Annotated in this window: 12 protein-coding genes and 1 pseudogene; 9 read left to right on the top strand and 4 right to left on the bottom strand. The window is 37.2% G+C overall.

The features are described from left to right. The first annotated feature begins 70 nt into the window (after positions 1–70). From purS to ACFIKQ_RS05845, 6 genes are all read left to right on the top strand, one after another. On the top strand, positions 71–310 hold the full coding sequence (gene purS, locus ACFIKQ_RS05820; RefSeq protein WP_375623949.1) for a phosphoribosylformylglycinamidine synthase subunit PurS: 240 nt from the start codon (positions 71–73) through the stop codon (positions 308–310). A gap of 11 nt (positions 311–321) precedes the next feature. Beyond that, a complete protein-coding gene (gene purQ / locus ACFIKQ_RS05825) occupies positions 322–993 on the top strand; it encodes a phosphoribosylformylglycinamidine synthase subunit PurQ (protein WP_273788188.1) in 672 nt (223 codons plus the stop codon). 290 nt (positions 994–1,283) lie between these two features. After that, positions 1,284–3,494 (top strand): phosphoribosylformylglycinamidine synthase subunit PurL, encoded by a 2,211-nt coding sequence (gene purL / locus ACFIKQ_RS05830; protein ID WP_375635907.1) that lies wholly within the window; start codon positions 1,284–1,286, stop codon positions 3,492–3,494. Between the two features lie 59 nt (positions 3,495–3,553). Next, entirely contained in the window at positions 3,554–3,787 is a 234-nt protein-coding gene (locus ACFIKQ_RS05835; RefSeq protein WP_375635930.1) for a BolA/IbaG family iron-sulfur metabolism protein, read from the top strand. A 98-nt stretch (positions 3,788–3,885) separates the two neighbouring features. Next, entirely contained in the window at positions 3,886–4,218 is a 333-nt protein-coding gene (grxD, locus tag ACFIKQ_RS05840) for a Grx4 family monothiol glutaredoxin (protein WP_015856495.1), read from the top strand. Positions 4,219–4,289: 71 nt separating this feature from the next. Then, entirely contained in the window at positions 4,290–5,546 is a 1,257-nt protein-coding gene (locus ACFIKQ_RS05845; RefSeq protein ID WP_375635906.1) for a multidrug effflux MFS transporter, read from the top strand. 337 nt (positions 5,547–5,883) lie between these two features. Here ACFIKQ_RS05845 and parC read toward each other — a convergent pair whose 3' ends face one another. Beyond that, the gene (gene parC / locus ACFIKQ_RS05850; protein WP_375656126.1) at positions 5,884–8,133 is read right to left on the bottom strand and encodes a DNA topoisomerase IV subunit A; all 2,250 of its coding nucleotides are present in this window, start codon (positions 8,131–8,133) and stop codon (positions 5,884–5,886) included. A 775-nt stretch (positions 8,134–8,908) separates the two neighbouring features. Beyond that, the gene (gene aspS / locus ACFIKQ_RS05855) at positions 8,909–10,702 is read right to left on the bottom strand and encodes an aspartate--tRNA ligase (RefSeq protein ID WP_375656127.1); all 1,794 of its coding nucleotides are present in this window, start codon (positions 10,700–10,702) and stop codon (positions 8,909–8,911) included. A 132-nt stretch (positions 10,703–10,834) separates the two neighbouring features. Here aspS and rnd point away from each other — a divergent pair, with 132 nt between their 5' ends. From rnd to ACFIKQ_RS05870, 3 genes and pseudogenes are all read left to right on the top strand, one after another. Beyond that, positions 10,835–11,989 (top strand): ribonuclease D, encoded by a 1,155-nt coding sequence (gene rnd, locus ACFIKQ_RS05860; protein WP_375644736.1) that lies wholly within the window; start codon positions 10,835–10,837, stop codon positions 11,987–11,989. A 432-nt stretch (positions 11,990–12,421) separates the two neighbouring features. Beyond that, positions 12,422–13,590 (top strand): annotated as a pseudogene (locus ACFIKQ_RS05865) (tyrosine-type recombinase/integrase). 208 nt (positions 13,591–13,798) lie between these two features. Further along, on the top strand, positions 13,799–13,975 hold the full coding sequence (locus ACFIKQ_RS05870; RefSeq protein ID WP_375635893.1) for a helix-turn-helix transcriptional regulator: 177 nt from the start codon (positions 13,799–13,801) through the stop codon (positions 13,973–13,975). Positions 13,976–14,278: 303 nt separating this feature from the next. On the opposite strand, the gene ppx is transcribed toward ACFIKQ_RS05870, so the two are convergent. Then, positions 14,279–15,796 carry an exopolyphosphatase gene (gene ppx / locus ACFIKQ_RS05875; RefSeq protein ID WP_375644737.1) on the bottom strand — a complete coding sequence of 506 codons (1,518 nt, stop codon included), beginning with the start codon at positions 15,794–15,796 and terminating at the stop codon, positions 14,279–14,281. 6 nt (positions 15,797–15,802) lie between these two features. After that, complete coding sequence (locus ACFIKQ_RS05880; protein WP_375635891.1) at positions 15,803–17,983, bottom strand: RNA degradosome polyphosphate kinase; 2,181 nt, start codon at positions 17,981–17,983, stop codon at positions 15,803–15,805. Between the last annotated feature and the right edge of the window lie 109 nt (positions 17,984–18,092).

Genomic DNA, 18,092 nt, shown 5'->3' on the forward strand with positions numbered 1-18,092 from the left:
AAAAAAACATCACCTTATATAAGTACCCCTCTTCAAAGGAGAGGTTCTTTTAACAAGCAGGAAGCAAAAAATGAAAGCACGCATTACGGTTACTTTAAGAGAAAGCGTTCTTGATCCACAAGGAGAAGCAATTGTCGGTGCTTTAAAAAGTTTAGCTTTCGAAGGCATTCAATCCATTCGTCAAGGAAAGGTTTTTGATATTGTTCTTGATGATCTACCTTCTGAAACCGCAAAGAAAAAACTTGAACAAATGTGTGAAGAGTTACTCGCAAATACTGTCATTGAAAATTATACAATCGAACTTTTTTAAGTGGAACACTCATGAAAACTGCCATCATTCAACTTCCTGGATTAAATCGTGATCGAGATATGGTTGCAGCATTACACCATATAACGGGAGTTGAGCCACTAAAAATTTGGCAAACAGAAACAACAATTCCAGATGTAGATGTTATTATTATTCCTGGTGGTTTTTCCTATGGCGACTACTTAAGATGTGGTGCTATTGGAGCGCGAACTCCCATCTTAAAAGCCATTCGTGAAAAAGCACAAGAAGGTACTACAATAATAGGTATCTGTAATGGATTTCAAATTTTGTTGGAAGCAGGATTATTACCTGGAACTTTAATGCGTAACGCTTCTTTAAAATTTGTTTGTCGTGAAATCAAACTTGAAGTCGTTAACGCCAAGACGAAATTTTCTCGATATTATTCTCAAGGACAAATTATTCGTTGTCCTGTTGCCCATCACGATGGAAATTATTTTGTTGATAGTGAAACATTAAAGCAAATGGAAGACAATGAACAAATTGTTTTTCGCTATGCAGAAAATACAAACCCGAACGGATCAATGAAAGATATTGCTGGTATTGTTAATAAAGCTGGTAATATTCTTGGTATGATGCCTCATCCTGAAAACTTTATTGAACCCGCCCACGGAGGTATTGACGGTCGTTTACTTTTTCAAAGTGCTTTAGAGTTGGTAAATGGATGATGTTGCAAAAATACTCGCGCTCCATGATTGTCAAAAACAAGGATCTATACTATTCCTCGCATCGTAAATCTATGAACAAAGCTCTTCACAAACAACAATGGATATTATTTTCTAAACACATAAGTATTTAAGACCATTTTAGTCTTAAATCCCACCAAACAAACGAACAAAAACTTCAGATTAATATCTATAACTATTTATTATTAAACGACATTATTGCTTATAATATAAGCTACTAGATTAAAAAAATAAAAATGCTAAATTTCGATTAATTTAACGGATAAATACTCATGAAGCCTTGCAATAACATCATTATTACACCAGAACTCATTGCACAACACGGGCTAAAAGAGGATGAATATCAACGTATCCTGACGTTAATCGATAGAGAACCAACATTTACTGAACTAGGAATTTTTTCTGCAATGTGGAACGAACATTGTTCCTATAAATCATCTAAAAAATGGCTAAAGACTCTTCCGACAGAAGGAAAATGTGTCATCCAAGGACCTGGTGAAAATGCTGGTGTTGTCGATATTGGCGAAGGGCAATGTGTTGTTTTCAAAATGGAAAGCCATAACCACCCTTCTTATATTGAACCTTATCAAGGTGCAGCGACAGGTGTTGGTGGTATTTTACGTGATGTCTTTACAATGGGAGCCCGTCCTGTTGCTGCTATGAATGCATTGCGATTTGGTGCTCCTGACCACCCACGAACACGCCATCTTGTTTCTGGTGTTGTTTCTGGAATTGGTGGTTACAGCAATGCTTTCGGCGTTCCAACTATTGGTGGAGAAGTAAATTTTGATGAGCGTTATAATGGCAATATCCTTGTTAACGCTTTTGTCGCCGGTATTGCAAAGACAAATGCCCTTTTTTATTCTAAAGCGCAAGGTATTGGACTCCCTGTTGTTTATCTTGGTGCAAAAACAGGACGTGATGGTGTCGGTGGAGCAACAATGGCTTCTGCTGAATTTGATGATTCAATCAGTGAAAAACGCCCAACTGTTCAAGTAGGTGATCCTTTTACAGAAAAATGTCTCCTTGAAGCATGTTTAGAGCTCATGGAACTTGGAGCCGTAGTTGCTATTCAAGATATGGGGGCAGCAGGACTCACCTCTTCTGCCGTTGAAATGGGTGCAAAAGGAAATCTAGGGATACAGCTTAATCTCGATACAGTTCCTGTTCGAGAAGAAAACATGACAGCTTATGAAATGATGCTTTCTGAAAGTCAAGAGCGTATGCTCATGGTTCTTAAACCAGAACTAGAAAAGCAAGCAGAAGCAATTTTTCATAAGTGGGGGCTGCATTTTTCTATCATTGGAAAAACAACCGATGATTTACGTTTTCGTGTATTTCATCAAGGAGAAGAAGTTGTCAATCTTCCCATCAAAGAGCTTGGTGATGAAGCGCCTGTTTATGATCGTCCTTGGAGTGAACCGGCAAAAAAAACACCCTTGAAAGCAGAAGACGTCAAAAAAGTTGAAAATCTTGGTGATGCGCTTTTGACCTTATTGAATTCTGCTGATCAAAGTTCACGGCGATGGGTTTATGAACAATATGATACCCTTATCCAAGGAAATAGCCTTGTTTGTCCAGGAGGTGATGCAGGCGTTATCCGTGTAGGAAACAACAGCAAACGTGCTCTTGCTTTTTCTTCTGATGTAACACCTCGCTATTGTGAAGCAGACCCTTATGAAGGAGGAAAACAAGCTGTCGCAGAATGCTGGCGAAACATTAGTACGACAGGTGCAACACCACTGGCTGCGACAGATAATCTCAATTTTGGTAACCCTGAAAAACCTGAAATTATGGGACAGCTGGTTTTAGCTATTAAAGGTATAGGAGAAGCTTGTAGAATCCTCGATTTTCCTATCGTTTCAGGCAATGTTTCTCTTTACAACGAAACAAATGGGGAAGCCATTCTTCCAACCCCCACAATTGCTGGTGTAGGCCTTCTTAATGATTGGTCTAAAATGGTAACAATAAGTGGTATGCAAAATGGAGATATTCTTGTTTTAGTAGGAAATTGCGGCTCCCATTTAGGACAATCAATTTATGCACGTAACATTTTAAATATTGATGCAGGTACCCCCCCCCCCGTAGATTTACAACTTGAAAAAAAGCATGGTCAATTTGTTCGAGATGCCATTAATAGCGGTTTTGTTCACGCCGCCCATGACCTTTCTGACGGAGGATTAGCGATAGCACTTGCTGAAATGGTGATTAAAGCAGGTAAAGGAATCAAAGTAACGTTAAGCAATAAATCACCCCATCATGCAGAACTTTTTGGAGAAGACCAAGGACGTTATCTTTTAGCCGTCAAACCTCACTCTCTCAATAGTCTTAAAGAGCGTGCACAAATCAATACAGTTTCTTTAACAGAGCTAGGTCAAGTTGAGGGAACTTCTCTCAATATAGATGGGATATTAACACTTTCAGTAGACAAACTCACAAAAGCCTATGAAAACTGGTTTCCACAATTTATGGGTGAAGAGTAAAAATTGTTTTTTTCTCTTAAACAGCCTTTATAAAAAATGAATAACATAGGAGAATAATGATGGCAATGAGTGCCCATGCAATTGAAACGCTTATTCGTGAAGGCATTCCTGATGCTACTGTAACAATTCGTGATCTTGCTGGAGATGGGGAACATTACGCTGCAGAAGTTATTTCTGAAAGTTTTCGTGGTAAAACCCGTATTCAACAACATAAAATGGTCTATGATGCCCTTAAAGGCAATATGGGAAATGACCTTCACGCCTTAATGTTGCAAACAAATATCCCAAAATAATCTAAAATTTCTTCTTGCATTCACTCATTTAATACGATTAAAAACAGTATGAATATAAATTACACACTTATAAAAATCTGAAATATCGAGGGATAAAAATGACCACTGTTCATGATTTTATTGACAACGAGATTAAAACAAACGACGTCATTTTATTCATGAAAGGAACACCTGACGCTCCGCAATGCGGGTTTTCAGGACAAGTTGTTCAAATCCTTGACTATTTAGGATTGAATTATAAAGGAATTAATATCTTAACTTCTAACGAATTGCGTCAAGGAATTAAAGATTACTCAAATTGGCCAACAATTCCACAGCTGTATATCAAGGGTGAATTTGTCGGAGGCTGTGATATTGTTAAAGAGATGTTTCAAAACAATGAGTTACAGGAACTTTTGAAAGAAAAAAATATTCCCTGTAATCAATCATAGGTATCTTTCATTTTATTCAGACTCTTAAAAAGAGCTGTTTTCAGACGAAATTTCTATTTCAAGGATGCCATATGTCATATTCAGTCGATGAACAAACGCATAGTGATGCGATTAGAAAAAAAATTGGCTATAAAGAATTTGTTATTCTTATTGCTTCGCTCATGGCTATTAACGCTATAGCTGTTGATATTATGCTGCCAGCTATGCCTAATATTTTAGATGGCTTAAATGTTCTCAATGAAAATGATCAACATTATATCATTTCGAGTTATCTTATTAGCTATGGTATTGCTCAAATATTTTTCGGTCCAATAAGCGATAGGTATGGACGACGTAAACTTATTCTTATTGGTCTTGCTTTTTATTCATTTACGGCGATTGGCTGTGCCTTTGTAACTGATTTTTCTCTCTTACTTATTTTGCGTATCTTACAAGGTATTGGAGGAGCTGCTATGCGGGTTCTTACAGTTTCCGTCGTACGTGATCTTTACAGTGGTCGAAAAATGGCAGAAGTTATGTCTATTGTTATGATGGTTTTTCTTGTTGCACCAATGGTTGGTCCCGCAACAGGACAGATCATTTTACTGCTCGGACATTGGCAATATATTTTTATTTTCATGGCAATGATTGGTTTCGGGTTGATGATTTGGATTCAATTCCGCTTGCCGGAAACTCTTTATGCGCAACGCTCTCTTTCCTTTTCTTCAGTCAAACATAATTTATGGATTGTAATAACCAATCGCACAACACTTTGCTATACACTAGCAACTTCGATTATTTTAGGCTGTATCTTTACCGCCGTTAATACATCACAACAAACGTATGAAGGGATCTATAATCTAGGACTTTGGTTCCCTATTGCCTTTGCAGTTGGTGCTGCATTTCAAGCTCTATCATCATTCTTTAACTCTCAACTCGTTGGACGCCTTGGAATGCGGCGTATTGCTCATACTATGCTTTTGCTCTTTTGTATCACTTCATGTGTATGGTTTGTTGGCTCTATCTTAACAGATGGTATTCTTCCTTTTGCTTTTTACATGCTGTTATTCTGTATACTGATGTTTGCCTGCGGTGGTATTATGGCCAATTTCAATACACTCGCTCTTGAACCTGTAGGAGAAATAGCTGGAACAGCTTCTTCTGTATCCGGCTTTCTTCAAACATCTATCGGTGCGGGACTCAGCTTTTTTATTGCCCAACAATTTGATGAAACCACTATCCCAAACTCAGCAGGATTTTTCTTTCTGAGTCTCACTGCCATACTTCTCGTCTTATGGGCTGAACGTGGTCATCTTTTTAGGCAATATCATAGTAATCCTAACGAATAAATATTACGACGAAAGATTAATAACATCTCTCTTGAACAATAAGGAGATAAACCTATCAGACAAATAAAACATCTCCAAATAGAACACTCTTATGTTAAACATTCACACTGTTTGTTTAAAGATACAGCTCTCAAAATATCAAACCATTTCACGACAGCACCCATAAATGCTGTAATGTTAAAAAACAGTTTTGATTGATTTAACCTGAACAAGATCGAAATAGAAAAAACTCACGCTTTAGGTTTTTTTCAATATAAAAAATAATAAATTATCCTTATAAATTAATATCTTACACAATCATAAAACCATAGGGAATTTTCCCATTTATAAAATACATTTAATTAATAAATTTTCCTGATTTTGGAAATCCTCTTGGAACCAAACGCCCGACTCCCGCACGCATTCCCATCCATTCAAAGAGATCGTCCGCCTGACGGTTAAAGATTCGTTCAGCTGTATCTTGCCAACTTAAGCCTTCTGATAAATTAAAAGTCTTGGCATCAACAACACCACCTTCTTTATAACGCTGTAAACGAACACCTTTACCGCGATTCATTTCTGGTATTTGTTCAATAGAAAAAATAAGCATTTTACGGTTCTCACCAACCACCGCAACATGATCACCATTTACTTGAACACAAAGCTTTACCTTATCAGGAGCTTTCACATTCATCACTTGCTTTCCTTTTCGTGTATTGGCGATCACTTCTGCAGAAGAAACAATAAAACCATTACCGTGAGATGAAACCAAGAGCAATTTTTCCTCAGCGTGATGCACAAAAGCTGTAAGAACATCGTGCTCATCATCCATATCAACTAAAAGACGAATAGGTTCACCATGTCCCCGCCCTCCAGGTAAACTATTTGCACCAATAGCAAAAAACTTTCCCCCCGTACTTATCAGCACAATCTTGTCGGTCGTAAATGCTGGAAATGCTAACTTTAAACTGTCTCCTTCTTTAAAAGAAAGTGCTTTATAATCGTTCAAATGTCCCTTCAAAGCACGCATCCACCCCTTTTCAGAAATAACAATAGTAATCGGCTCTTTTTCGATCATTGCCTGTTGAATATCATCAAGATCATGTCTAGGTGCCTCTTCAAATGTCGTACGTCTTTTCCCTAAGAGTGTTTCAGGACCAAAAGTATTTCGAACTTTTTTGATTTCTTCTGAAATTATTTTCCATTGTTTTATAGGAGAAGCCAACAAATTCTGTAGCTTTTCTTTTTCAGCTTTCAAACTTTCAAATTCTTTACGAATTTCAAATTCCTCAAGCTTACGCAAAGAACGCAAGCGCATATTAAGAATAGCTTCAGCTTGATTTTCTGTTAATTCAAAACGACTAATCAGCTGCTTTTTAGGTTCATCCTCTTCACGAATAATCTGAATAACCTCATCGAGATTTAAATAGGCAATAAGATATCCATGAAGAATTTCTAATCGACAATCAATTTGATCAAGCCGATAATGAGAGCGACGAATAAGGACTTCTTGACGATGTTCGAGCCATTGCTGTAAACTCTCACGCAAAGAGAGAACATTGGGTATTTTTCCCAAAGACAAAACATTCAGATTAAGGGGAAATCTTACTTCAAAATCAGTCAATTTAAAAAGAGACTCCATAAGAAGCTCCGGATCAACCGTACGATTTTTAGGAACCAGCACGATTCTGATATCTTCTGCTGATTCATCTTGGATATCCTCAAGCATTGGCAATCGCCGTGCAAGCAATAACTCTGCTGTTTTTTCAATAAGACGTGACTTTTGAATCTGATAAGGAATTTCAGTCACAACAATCACATAAGAACCACGGCTACCCGATTCCTGATGCCAACGTGAACGCAAACGAAAGAATCCACGCCCAACACGATAAGATTCCTCAATACTTTTTTTAGGCTCAACTAAAATTCCCCCTGTCGGGAAATCAGGACCAAGAACGAATTGATTTAATTCCTCATCATTTACATCGGGATGCGCAATCAAATGGAGCGCTGCATCACAAAGCTCAGCAACATTATGGGGTGGAATAGATGTTGCCATACCAACAGCAATACCAGAAGAACCATTTGCTAAAAGATTAGGGAAAGCTCCTGGTAAAACAACAGGCTCTTCATCTTCTTCATTATAGGTTAAACGAAAATCAATAGCATTCTCATTAATTCCTTCAAGTAACAATGCAGCCACTTCAGTCATACGTGCTTCCGTATAACGCATGGCAGCAGCATTATCACCATCAATATTACCAAAATTGCCTTGCCCATCAACCAACGGATAACGAACAGCAAAACTTTGAGCCAAGCGCACCAAAGCATCATAAATAGACGCATCCCCATGAGGATGAAATTTTCCCATGACATCACCGACAATCCGCGCACATTTCGCATAAGACTGTCCAGGATTTAGTTTGAGAAGACGCATCGCATGAACAATCCGCCGGTGGACAGGCTTCAATCCATCACGTACATCAGGCAATGCACGGTGTGTAATCGTAGAAAGTGCATAAGCCAAATAACGTTCCTGTAAAGCAGAACGTAATTCTATTGGTTCAATATGTTCTTTATCAAAAAGTAAATTCATTTTATCAGACATAGTATTAAAATAACAATTCCCATAATAATAAGAAATTATTTTATAGGATTTATTTAATGAAATCTTCTATGAGTCGACTTTTTTATTAAAAGTCAATTACATAAAAACAAACGCCGCGATTAGAACATGAACAGAAAATTATATCAATTTGAAAAATTTATACATGTCCTTCCCCCTTGTCCTAAGTGATTTATTGAAAGCTTTGTCAAATCCGACAATAATTTAACTGCTCACAAAGAGTTATTTCATCTCTTTTTGGAATGACAAAAGCACCTTTCAAACATCATCTTTTATTATAAAGATAAATTGTATAACAACCCCATTCAGTTTTTCTATGAAAAACTAAAAAAATATTCAAAGCTTATAAAATTTAAACTTTTCAGAATAAGTTCATAGAATAGAAAACCGTATTATTCTCATAAAAACGAAGAGACACAATTCTCTGCTACAACATTGTAAAAACTTCAACAAAAAATAAATAATATATTGACTTATAAAGATAATTCATTTTTTTCAACTAAAATGAGACTCCCAAAACTTATAGAATTCTCTTATTTCTAATTTATTCATGATAAAACAATCACAATCATTTTCTCACCTATCACAAGGGGGAGGGCATTATAAAAACAAGGAATAAAAATGCCTCGTAAAGAATCAACACAATGGTGTTTTTGTCTATCTAAATTTCACAAACAGCACACACACATGACGCTCTTGAGAGACATCAAAACTTCACTCTACATAAGAAAAAGATGAAAACAATCCATAATCAACTTTATGAGCTATTTTTGTGAGTAGGAGCCATACGGATTCCTAAATCACGTAATTGTGTGGGAGAAACATCAGACGGAGCACTCATCAAAAGATCAAGTGCCTGTTGATTCATAGGAAATAAAGCAACTTCACGCAAATTTTTAACACCTTGCAACAGCATAATGATGCGGTCAATTCCCGCAGCCATACCACCGTGTGGCGGAGCCCCATAATGGAATGCACGATAAAGACCACCGAAACGATCTTTCACAACTTCCTTAGAAAGTCCTACTAGTTCAAAAACTTTAAGCATCATTTCTGGTAAGTGATTACGAATTCCACCTGATGCAATTTCATAACCATTGCAAACAAGATCATATTGAAAAGCTTTAAGAGTAAGAGGATCTTGACAGGCAAGAGCATTTTCTCCCCCTTGAGGCATGGAAAAAGGATTATGTGCAAAATCAATCTTTTTCTCATCTTCATTCCATTCAAAAAATGGAAAATCAACAATCCAAGCCAAAGAGAAACTCTCTCTATCGAGAAGATCTAATTCTTCCCCTACCCGTGTACGGGCTGCTCCAGCAAAAGATGCGAATTTTTTTGGATCTCCAGCCACAAAAAAACAAGCATCACCACTTTCAAGTCCAAGCTGTATACGGATTGCTTCAGTCCTCTGTTCACCAATATTTTTGGCGATAGGCCCTGCTCCTTCAAATTTTTCTTTTTCTTCACGCCAAAAAATATAACCGAGCCCTGGTTGCCCCTCGCCTTGTGCCCATACATTCATACGATCACAAAAAGCACGACTTCCACCCGTTTTAGCCGGAATAGCCCACACTTGTGCATTCTCATCATTCGCTAAAATTTGAGAAAAGACTTTGAAACCAGAATTATAAAAATGTTGAGAAACATCTTCCATAATGATCGGATTACGTAGATCAGGCTTATCAGAACCATATTTTTGCATTGCTTCATCATAGGAAATGCGAGGAAAGCTCTGTGTCACAGTTTTTCCATCTGCAAATTCTTCAAAAATAGAACGCATAATAGGTTCCATAGTTGCTAAAACATCTTCTTGCTCAACAAAACTCATTTCAACATCTAATTGATAAAATTCACCAGGAAGACGGTCGGCCCTTGGATCTTCATCTCTAAAACATGGAGCAATCTGAAAATAACGATCAAAACCTGACATCATCAACAACTGTTTATATTGCTGTGGTGCTTGCGGTAGCGCATAAAATTTTCCCTGATGAACACGACTTGGAACCAAAAAATCACGTGCTCCTTCCGGCGATGAAGCTGTCAAAAGTGGCGTCGTAAATTCCGTAAAACCATTATTTTGCATAGCCCGTCTCATAGCCGCAATAATTTCAGTCCGACGCATGATATTTTTGTGCATAGTCTCCCGACGCAAATCAAGAAAACGATATTTTAATCGAATATCTTCTGGATAATCAGGCTCACCAAAAACCGGTAAAGGAAGTTCATCAGATTTTGAAAGAATTTCTACTTCTTGTGCAACAATTTCAATCTCACCTGTTGGAAGCGTTGCATTAATAACCTCATCAGAACGTGCACATACCTCTCCATCCACACGAATAACCCATTCAGAACGCACTTTTTCAATAACTTTAAAAGCCGGCGAAGCAGGATCAGCAACAATTTGTGTAATTCCAAAATGATCACGTAAATCCACAAAAAGAATTCCTCCATGATCACGAACACGATGAACCCATCCCGAAAGACGGACTTGTGCTCCTACATCACATCTACGAAGAGCCGCACAATGATGACTGCGATAACGGTGCATGTTTTTTGCCTTTGATTATAATATTCACATGCGCTACAAACGCTTTTTAATAACCATTTGTCAAGATATGAGAATAAAAACTCAAAAATAAAGTCAATAAAGGACAAATTTAATTTATCGAATTATAATAAAATGATGAATCTTATTACACAAACAACAGATCTTGAAATTGCACTTAACGCTCTACGTACCTCTGATTTTGTAACAGTCGATACTGAATTTATCCGCGAGACAACTTTTTGGCCTCAACTGTGTTTAATCCAGCTCGCATCACCAGATGTCACAGTTTTGATTGATCCCATAGCACCAGATATTGATTTACAACCTTTTTTTGACCTTATGATCGATAAAAAAGTTGTAAAAGTTTTTCATGCTGCGCGCCAAGATATTGAAACAATTTATCATCTTGGAGGTGTTATTCCTTCCCCTCTCTTTGATACGCAAATAGCAGGATCAATTTGTGGGTTTGGTGATTCTATCTCCTATGATCAAATTGTACAACGTTGCACGGGGCATCATCTTGATAAATCTTCCCGCTTTACAGACTGGAGTTGCCGACCTTTGTCTGAAAAACAACTGCTTTATGCACTTGCCGATGTAACCTATTTAAGAGATGTTTACCTGTTATTGAAAAAAAGGTTAGAAAAAAATCAACGTGCTCACTGGATGGATGATGAACTAACAATCCTTTTAAATCCTAAAACCTATGATATGCCAGAAGATGAAGCATGGAAAAAAGTGAAAGGACAAATTAAAAAGCCTCGTGAACTTGCTGTATTACAAAAGATAGCAGCTTGGCGTGAACGTGAAGCACGAAGATACAATATGCCACGTCGTCATATCATAAAAGATGAATGTCTTATAGAAATAGCAACCCAACAACCAAAAGATGAATCTGCATTAAAACGATTGCGCAGTCTTAATAAGAATTGGGATAAACTCTCAATTGCTCAATCATTAATCAAAGCTGTCCACGAAGGTTTAGAGGTGGATCTTTCTACTTTACCCCCCATTCCTAAACATAATCCACTCAATGATACGACGGTCGCTGTTATCGATCTGCTTAAAGTGTTATTAAAAATTGTTGCAAGCGAAAACAGCATTGCCCCTAAAATTATTGCAACATCTAATGATTTAGAAAAAATTGCCAATGGAGGAATAAAGAAAAATATTCCCGCTATGAATGGCTGGCGCTATGAAATTTTTGGTAAAAAAGCCGAACAACTGCTAAAGGGGCAGATAGGGTTTTACTTTAACGATGGAAAAATAAGCACAAAACAGCTTTAATTTACATTTTCATTTTTAAAAATCCATTACGCTACTTATTATCTACATAAATTGGTATGCCCTATGGACCAACGCAAATAGGATAACTAAAGCCTACTTCTGACAAAGTTAAAAACTTAAATAGTAAACTCTTATTAAAAATGACAGCTAAATCTTTATCAGGTCAATCAAATAGCAATCTTATTACAAAAATCTAAAAACACAGACAGCTCCTCATTTAAAAGTTTTAAAAAGAAAAAGTTCTTATAATAAAAGCGCATTCGTTACAAAAATAGCAGCCTAGCAATAGGAACAAACAAAGATATAATGCCTCACGTCACCATATCGTATTAAAAAAACTACCGAGATTACAATCTAACAATCAAAACCATTCTCTTGCACGTCATAAGCGGGGCTGGCGTGTGGGTAAAAACTGTACAAGAAAGGACTAAAATGGCTCTTATGAATCGTCTCAAGTGCCAAGGACTGTCGCAACATTGGGAGCTAGCAAATATAATGATGGTGCCGGCTTGCTTCTTCACAAACGTAAAGATAGTGGTGCTCAATGGCTTTATCGTTATACAATTCATGGACGCCGCCGTGAAATGGGCTTGGGTGCCTTGAGAGATGTCTCTTTAAAAAAGCTCGTGAATGTGCAACCGAATGGCGTTCTATTTTACGTGAAGGTCGTGACCCTATTAAAGAACGCAACAAACAAAAACGTGAGGCAATGCATAATCTCCGTTACTTCAAATACATTGCTCTAGATGCCTTTGAAAGCCGTAAAGCTAAATTCAAAAATGATGGAAAAGCTGGGGATTGGTCTTATCTTTACGCCTTCATATTCTCCCCAAATTAGGCTGTCTGCCTGTTTCAGAGAGTATACAAACAGAGATACGCAATACCCTTGCCCCAATTTGGTATACAAAAGATGGAACAGCAAAGAAAGCACTTGAACCGTCTTAATCTTTATCTCAAACATACTGCGCCTTAGATTTGAATGTTGATTTACAAATAACAGAAAAAGCACACTCTCTCTTAAGAAAACAACGCCATAAAACACAAAATTTACCAGCAATGGATTGAAGAGATGTACCATCTTTTTATAAAAAACACTTTGCCAAACAACAACCCTAACACTATTGGCTTTGCGTCTACTCATCCTTACAGGGATTCGCACTTTTCCTTTGTGTCATATTCATAAAATCAAGTGGATGGGGGTATATGGACTATCCCTGCTGAAAATATGAACGGTTTGCATGACGCTACAACAGAATTTCGCGTGCCCTTATCAACAAAGACATCAGAAATTTTAAAACAAGCGCGCTTGCTTTCTCGCAATGTTTTCTTTTTTTCTGCAACCAGCGTAGTCCCCTTGCTCAGAATTGTATGTCAAAGTATATGAGAAAAAATAAACTTGATGTCTGCCCCTATGGGTTTCGTTCTAGTTTACGCGATTGGCTTACTGAAACAACCGCTCCCCCTTATAAAATCGCAGAAACCATCCTAGGTCATACAGTCGGAAGACAAGTAGAGCGGTGCCCTATCGTCGAACAGACTATCTAGAACAGCGCCGTGTCTATATGGATAAATGGACGGCTTATGTTACAGATCAAAGCTAAGATATGGGATACATAACCCCATTATTTGTGGATGACTTTCTCTCCCTTTTCTCTCATATCGTCTCAATAAGAAGCATAAATAATCACATCAGAAATTATATAATAAAATATTGTTTTTTATAAATTAAATACCTTTCAAAGGATTCGAAAATATGGTTAATAAATGCTTATGATTTGTTTCTATTTTTTATAGTGAAAGAATTTTATAATGACAGAAAATGATATTCTTTTAGCGGGCCGTGAAAGTGCAAAACTGTTTCATATGAGTGTTTCAACATTCCGGCGTCATATTACCAATGGATCTTTACCAAAACCTTTCAAATTTAGTTTTTTATCGCGTTTATTACAATCGAATCTTTTGAATGTCATCGAGCAAGCTAAATAGCAACGTCAAAATGACACAGCATAAAAAGAAAACCTTGTCACGTAAGGATGGACAAGGCTTTTCATTTTCACACGAAGCTTATGACATGCAAAATCCATTCTGTGATGCAAGTAACTGGATAAAAAAATTATATTTTCTTTTATGAATGCTCAGGGCATTACAAATGCCTTACGTGGGGGATGACACGGGCGTTATGGAACAAAAAGCCCCCCCGTTGTCCAGCTCATGATGATAGGTTGCCTAATTTATCCCTTGTCAATGGCACTATTATAAGACATAAAGCCCGAATAAATTAGAAAAAAATCAAAAAATTTCAAAAGCAAAAGGTTTTTTTATTATTTTTGATAACTTCTTTAATCGTCCAAGAGGACGTTCTCCTAATAACCCAGCGTAATTCTTTGGGATCTGCAAAATAATATGATCTGCTTTTTTACGCCACAATAGATGAGGTAAAATACCTGCAACAGAAGCACTAAAAAGATGAGCAATCCGCATAGTTTCGCCAAGAATACGTGCTTTTTCAATTATATTTTGAGTTGCTAATTGAAAAATGGGGAGAGATTCTTTATCAACCAGTAAACTTGTATTGCGAAAAAAAACAGCAAGCGCCGCATAAAGGCGCCCTTCATGAGAAATTCCTGGATAAGATCCTAAAGCTATTTGATTTGCTGCTTCATTGCCTCGATAATCTGGATGTATACGCCAACCAATATCCGCAAGAAGACAAGCGGCTTGACGATAACGGCATTCATTTTCAGTTTCTGAAATTCCAAAAACTTCAAAAGCATTCGTCGTAAAATCAATGAGTTCTTCTGCTTGTTTTGGTGAACGTGCCCGTAAAATAGCCATTTCTGTGCATGCTGCAATGAGAGGATCTGAAAGTCGAAGCGCCTGCGGCAATCGTGAATAAAGAAAACCTTCACGAACGCCAGCACCAGAAAAAATTATCTTTTCAAACTCCATACACTGAATGAGTTCAATAAGAACTATTGCCCCATAAGATAAAAGTTTCCGACGATTCTGAGAAACCGCTGCAATCCCTCTCATATTATCAATATTGCCACGTGCTACAAGACGCAAAAAGTTCTCCATTTCAACGGCATCAACTTCATAGCCATGCATAACAGGGAGCCGATAGTGTTTCATTGCCATATGGAGTTTTGCCAAATTACGCCATGTCCCCCCTACTGCATAAAAATAACGTGCTATACCTTTACGAGTCCGAACAACAGACGATTTATAAAGTTGCTCATGTACAATTTTTGTAGCTACAGCACTATCATTATTTGACATATACTGTAGCCTTAAACCACCCAATGGGAGAGTTATCCCTTCACCAACATCAGAATGATTAATATCAATCAGCTCAAGACTTCCACCACCAAGATCCCCAGAAATACCTTTTGGTTGATAAAAAGTAGACACAACTCCATATGCTGAATACATAGCTTCTTCACTTCCTGAAAGAAGATATATTTTACTTTGCAAAATATCTTCAGCATGCTGAATAAATGCTACGCCATTCTTTGCATCTCGTGCTGCTGCTGTTGCTAAAGTATAGACCTCATCTGCCCCAATCTGTCGACAAAGCGTACGAAACCGTTTCAGTGTTTGCAACGCCATTTTCATCGATTTTTCTTCTAAAAATCCTGTTTTTGCCACACCATGACCGAGACCACAAAGAATCTTTTCATTAAACAAAACCGTTGGTGAGCGAACAAGCCCCTCATAAATAACCAACCGAACAGAATTTGAGCCAATGTCAACAACAGCAACAGGCTTACGCCCTTTTAACCGACCTTGAGCATCTATATATGTCATTGGATTTTAATCTTTATGTATTTCGGCTTGTTGCCGACGCAACGCAATCAAGCGCGAAACAGAAGATTCAAAGGACTCTTTTCTCCCCGCAAAACTTGTATTAGCCATAAAATACTCCTGCGCATTAAACAGACTTTCACCTATCTGCGGTGTGATACGTTTTGATGTTCCATCCTTAAGTATATCAAAGCTTTGTTGATTATCAATGATATTAGCCAACATAATTTGTAAAAGAATTTTTTGACGCACTATTTTATTAAAAACTGGAACCAATATTTCAATACGATAGTCTAGATTACGAGGCATCATATCAGCAGAACCTAAGTAAACAAGTGCATTTTCATTAGGCAAATCTTGACCATTCCCAAAACAAAAAATGCGACTATGTTCAAGAAAACGCCCGACAATTGATTTTACACGAATATTATCTGAAATTCCTAGAATACGAGGACGTAAACAACATATCCCCCGCACAACCAAATCAATTTGCACCCCTGCTTGACTGGCACGATATAAAGCATCAATAATTTCAGGATCAACCAATGCATTAACTTTCATCCAAATAGCAGCAAACCTTCCCTGTTGTGCATGAGCAATTTCTCCCTCAATATGCTCTAAGATACGACCACGCAATGTTAAGGGTGAAAAAGCAATCTTCATTGTTTCATTCGGACGCTCATATTGCGCAATATAATTGAACAATAACGCAACATCATGAGCGATATCATCATCCTTGGAAAAAAAAGAAAGATCCGTATAAGTTTTAGCGTTAATGGGATGATAATTCCCTGTTCCAAGATGAACATAAGAGCAAAGACGTTTTCCCTCACGTCTCACAACCAATGACATCTTGGCATGAGTTTTTAATGCAATAAAACCAAAAATAACTTGAACCCCAGCACATTCAAGATCCCGTGCCCAACGAATATTTGCTTCCTCATCAAAACGTGCTTTAAGTTCTACCAAAGCAGTCACAGACTTTCCCTGTTCAGCTGCTTCAATCAAAGCTCCAACAATTGGACTATCGTTTGATGTACGATAAAGTGTTTGTTTGATTTCCACAACATCAGGATCGCAAGCAGCTTGACGTAAAAATTGGACAACAACATCAAATGTCTCATAAGGGTGATGAATCACAATGTCATTTTCACGAATAGCCGCAAAACAATCCCCTTTATGTTCACGAATACATTCTGGAATACGGGGAATATAAGGAATAAATTTGAGATCATTACGGGGGATAGAAACAATTTCTGATACCATATTAAGCGCTAAAAATCCATCAAGAACATTAATACAATTATCAGGAACAGCAAGACTATTCGCTATAAACTGGCGTAAACTCTCTGGCATTTTTGCGTCAAATTCAACTCGAATAACCTGCCCACGGCGCCGCCTTTTGAGAGCAGTTTCAAAAAAATGAACAAGATCCTCAGCTTCTTCTTCGACTTCAATATCACTATCTCGGATTACTCTAAATGTACCAATTCCTTTAACCTCATAATTAGGAAATACATGTTTAATAAAAAAGCAAATAACATCTTCAGCTGCAATAAAACGAAAATGATTGCCCTCTTGAGGAAGAAGAATAAAACGCCTCAAAAGCATTGAAATAGACAACAGCACTGTGTGTGAGTTATGATCAGTTTCTCCAGACAATTGAAGCGCAATAGAAAGCCCTAAATTAGGAATAAATGGAAAAGAATGGGTAGAATCAACAGGCAAAGGTTTTAAAACAGGAAAAATTGTCTCAAGAAAATACTTTTCAAGCCATGATTTTTCAATTTCTGAAAGATCATCAGAACAAATAATTTCAATATTATTCTTTTTTAATTCATCACGTAAAACATTCAATTCTCGTAGTTGGTGAGCCTGCAGCTTTGAAATCTCAGCTAATACAATATCAAGTTGTTCCTGTGGAGTGTGCCCATCTGCACTGCACGCTGTAACGCGAGCACGAATTTGAGTTGCTAGCCCAGCAACACGAACCATAAAAAACTCATCAAGATTTGCAGCTGAAATAGAAAGAAATTGTAGACGTTCTAATAAAGGATGTTTAGAATTAGCCGCTTCCATCAAAACACGATTATTAAATTGTAGCCATGAAAACTCTCGATTAATAAACCGTACCGGATTTTTCATTGTTATATTCGATATAGAAATTTTATCTACCACCCTCTGTTCCATATATCCTAAATAATTTTCTTTTATATTTTCTAAAATCCTTGACGAAATATCCCATATAACATTTTATAATGCGTTATCATCATAATAATATATCAATGCCTAACTTTTC

The sequence above is a fragment of the Bartonella sp. MR63HLJHH genome (assembly GCF_042194155.1).
GTDB lineage: Bacteria > Pseudomonadota > Alphaproteobacteria > Rhizobiales > Rhizobiaceae > Bartonella > Bartonella grahamii.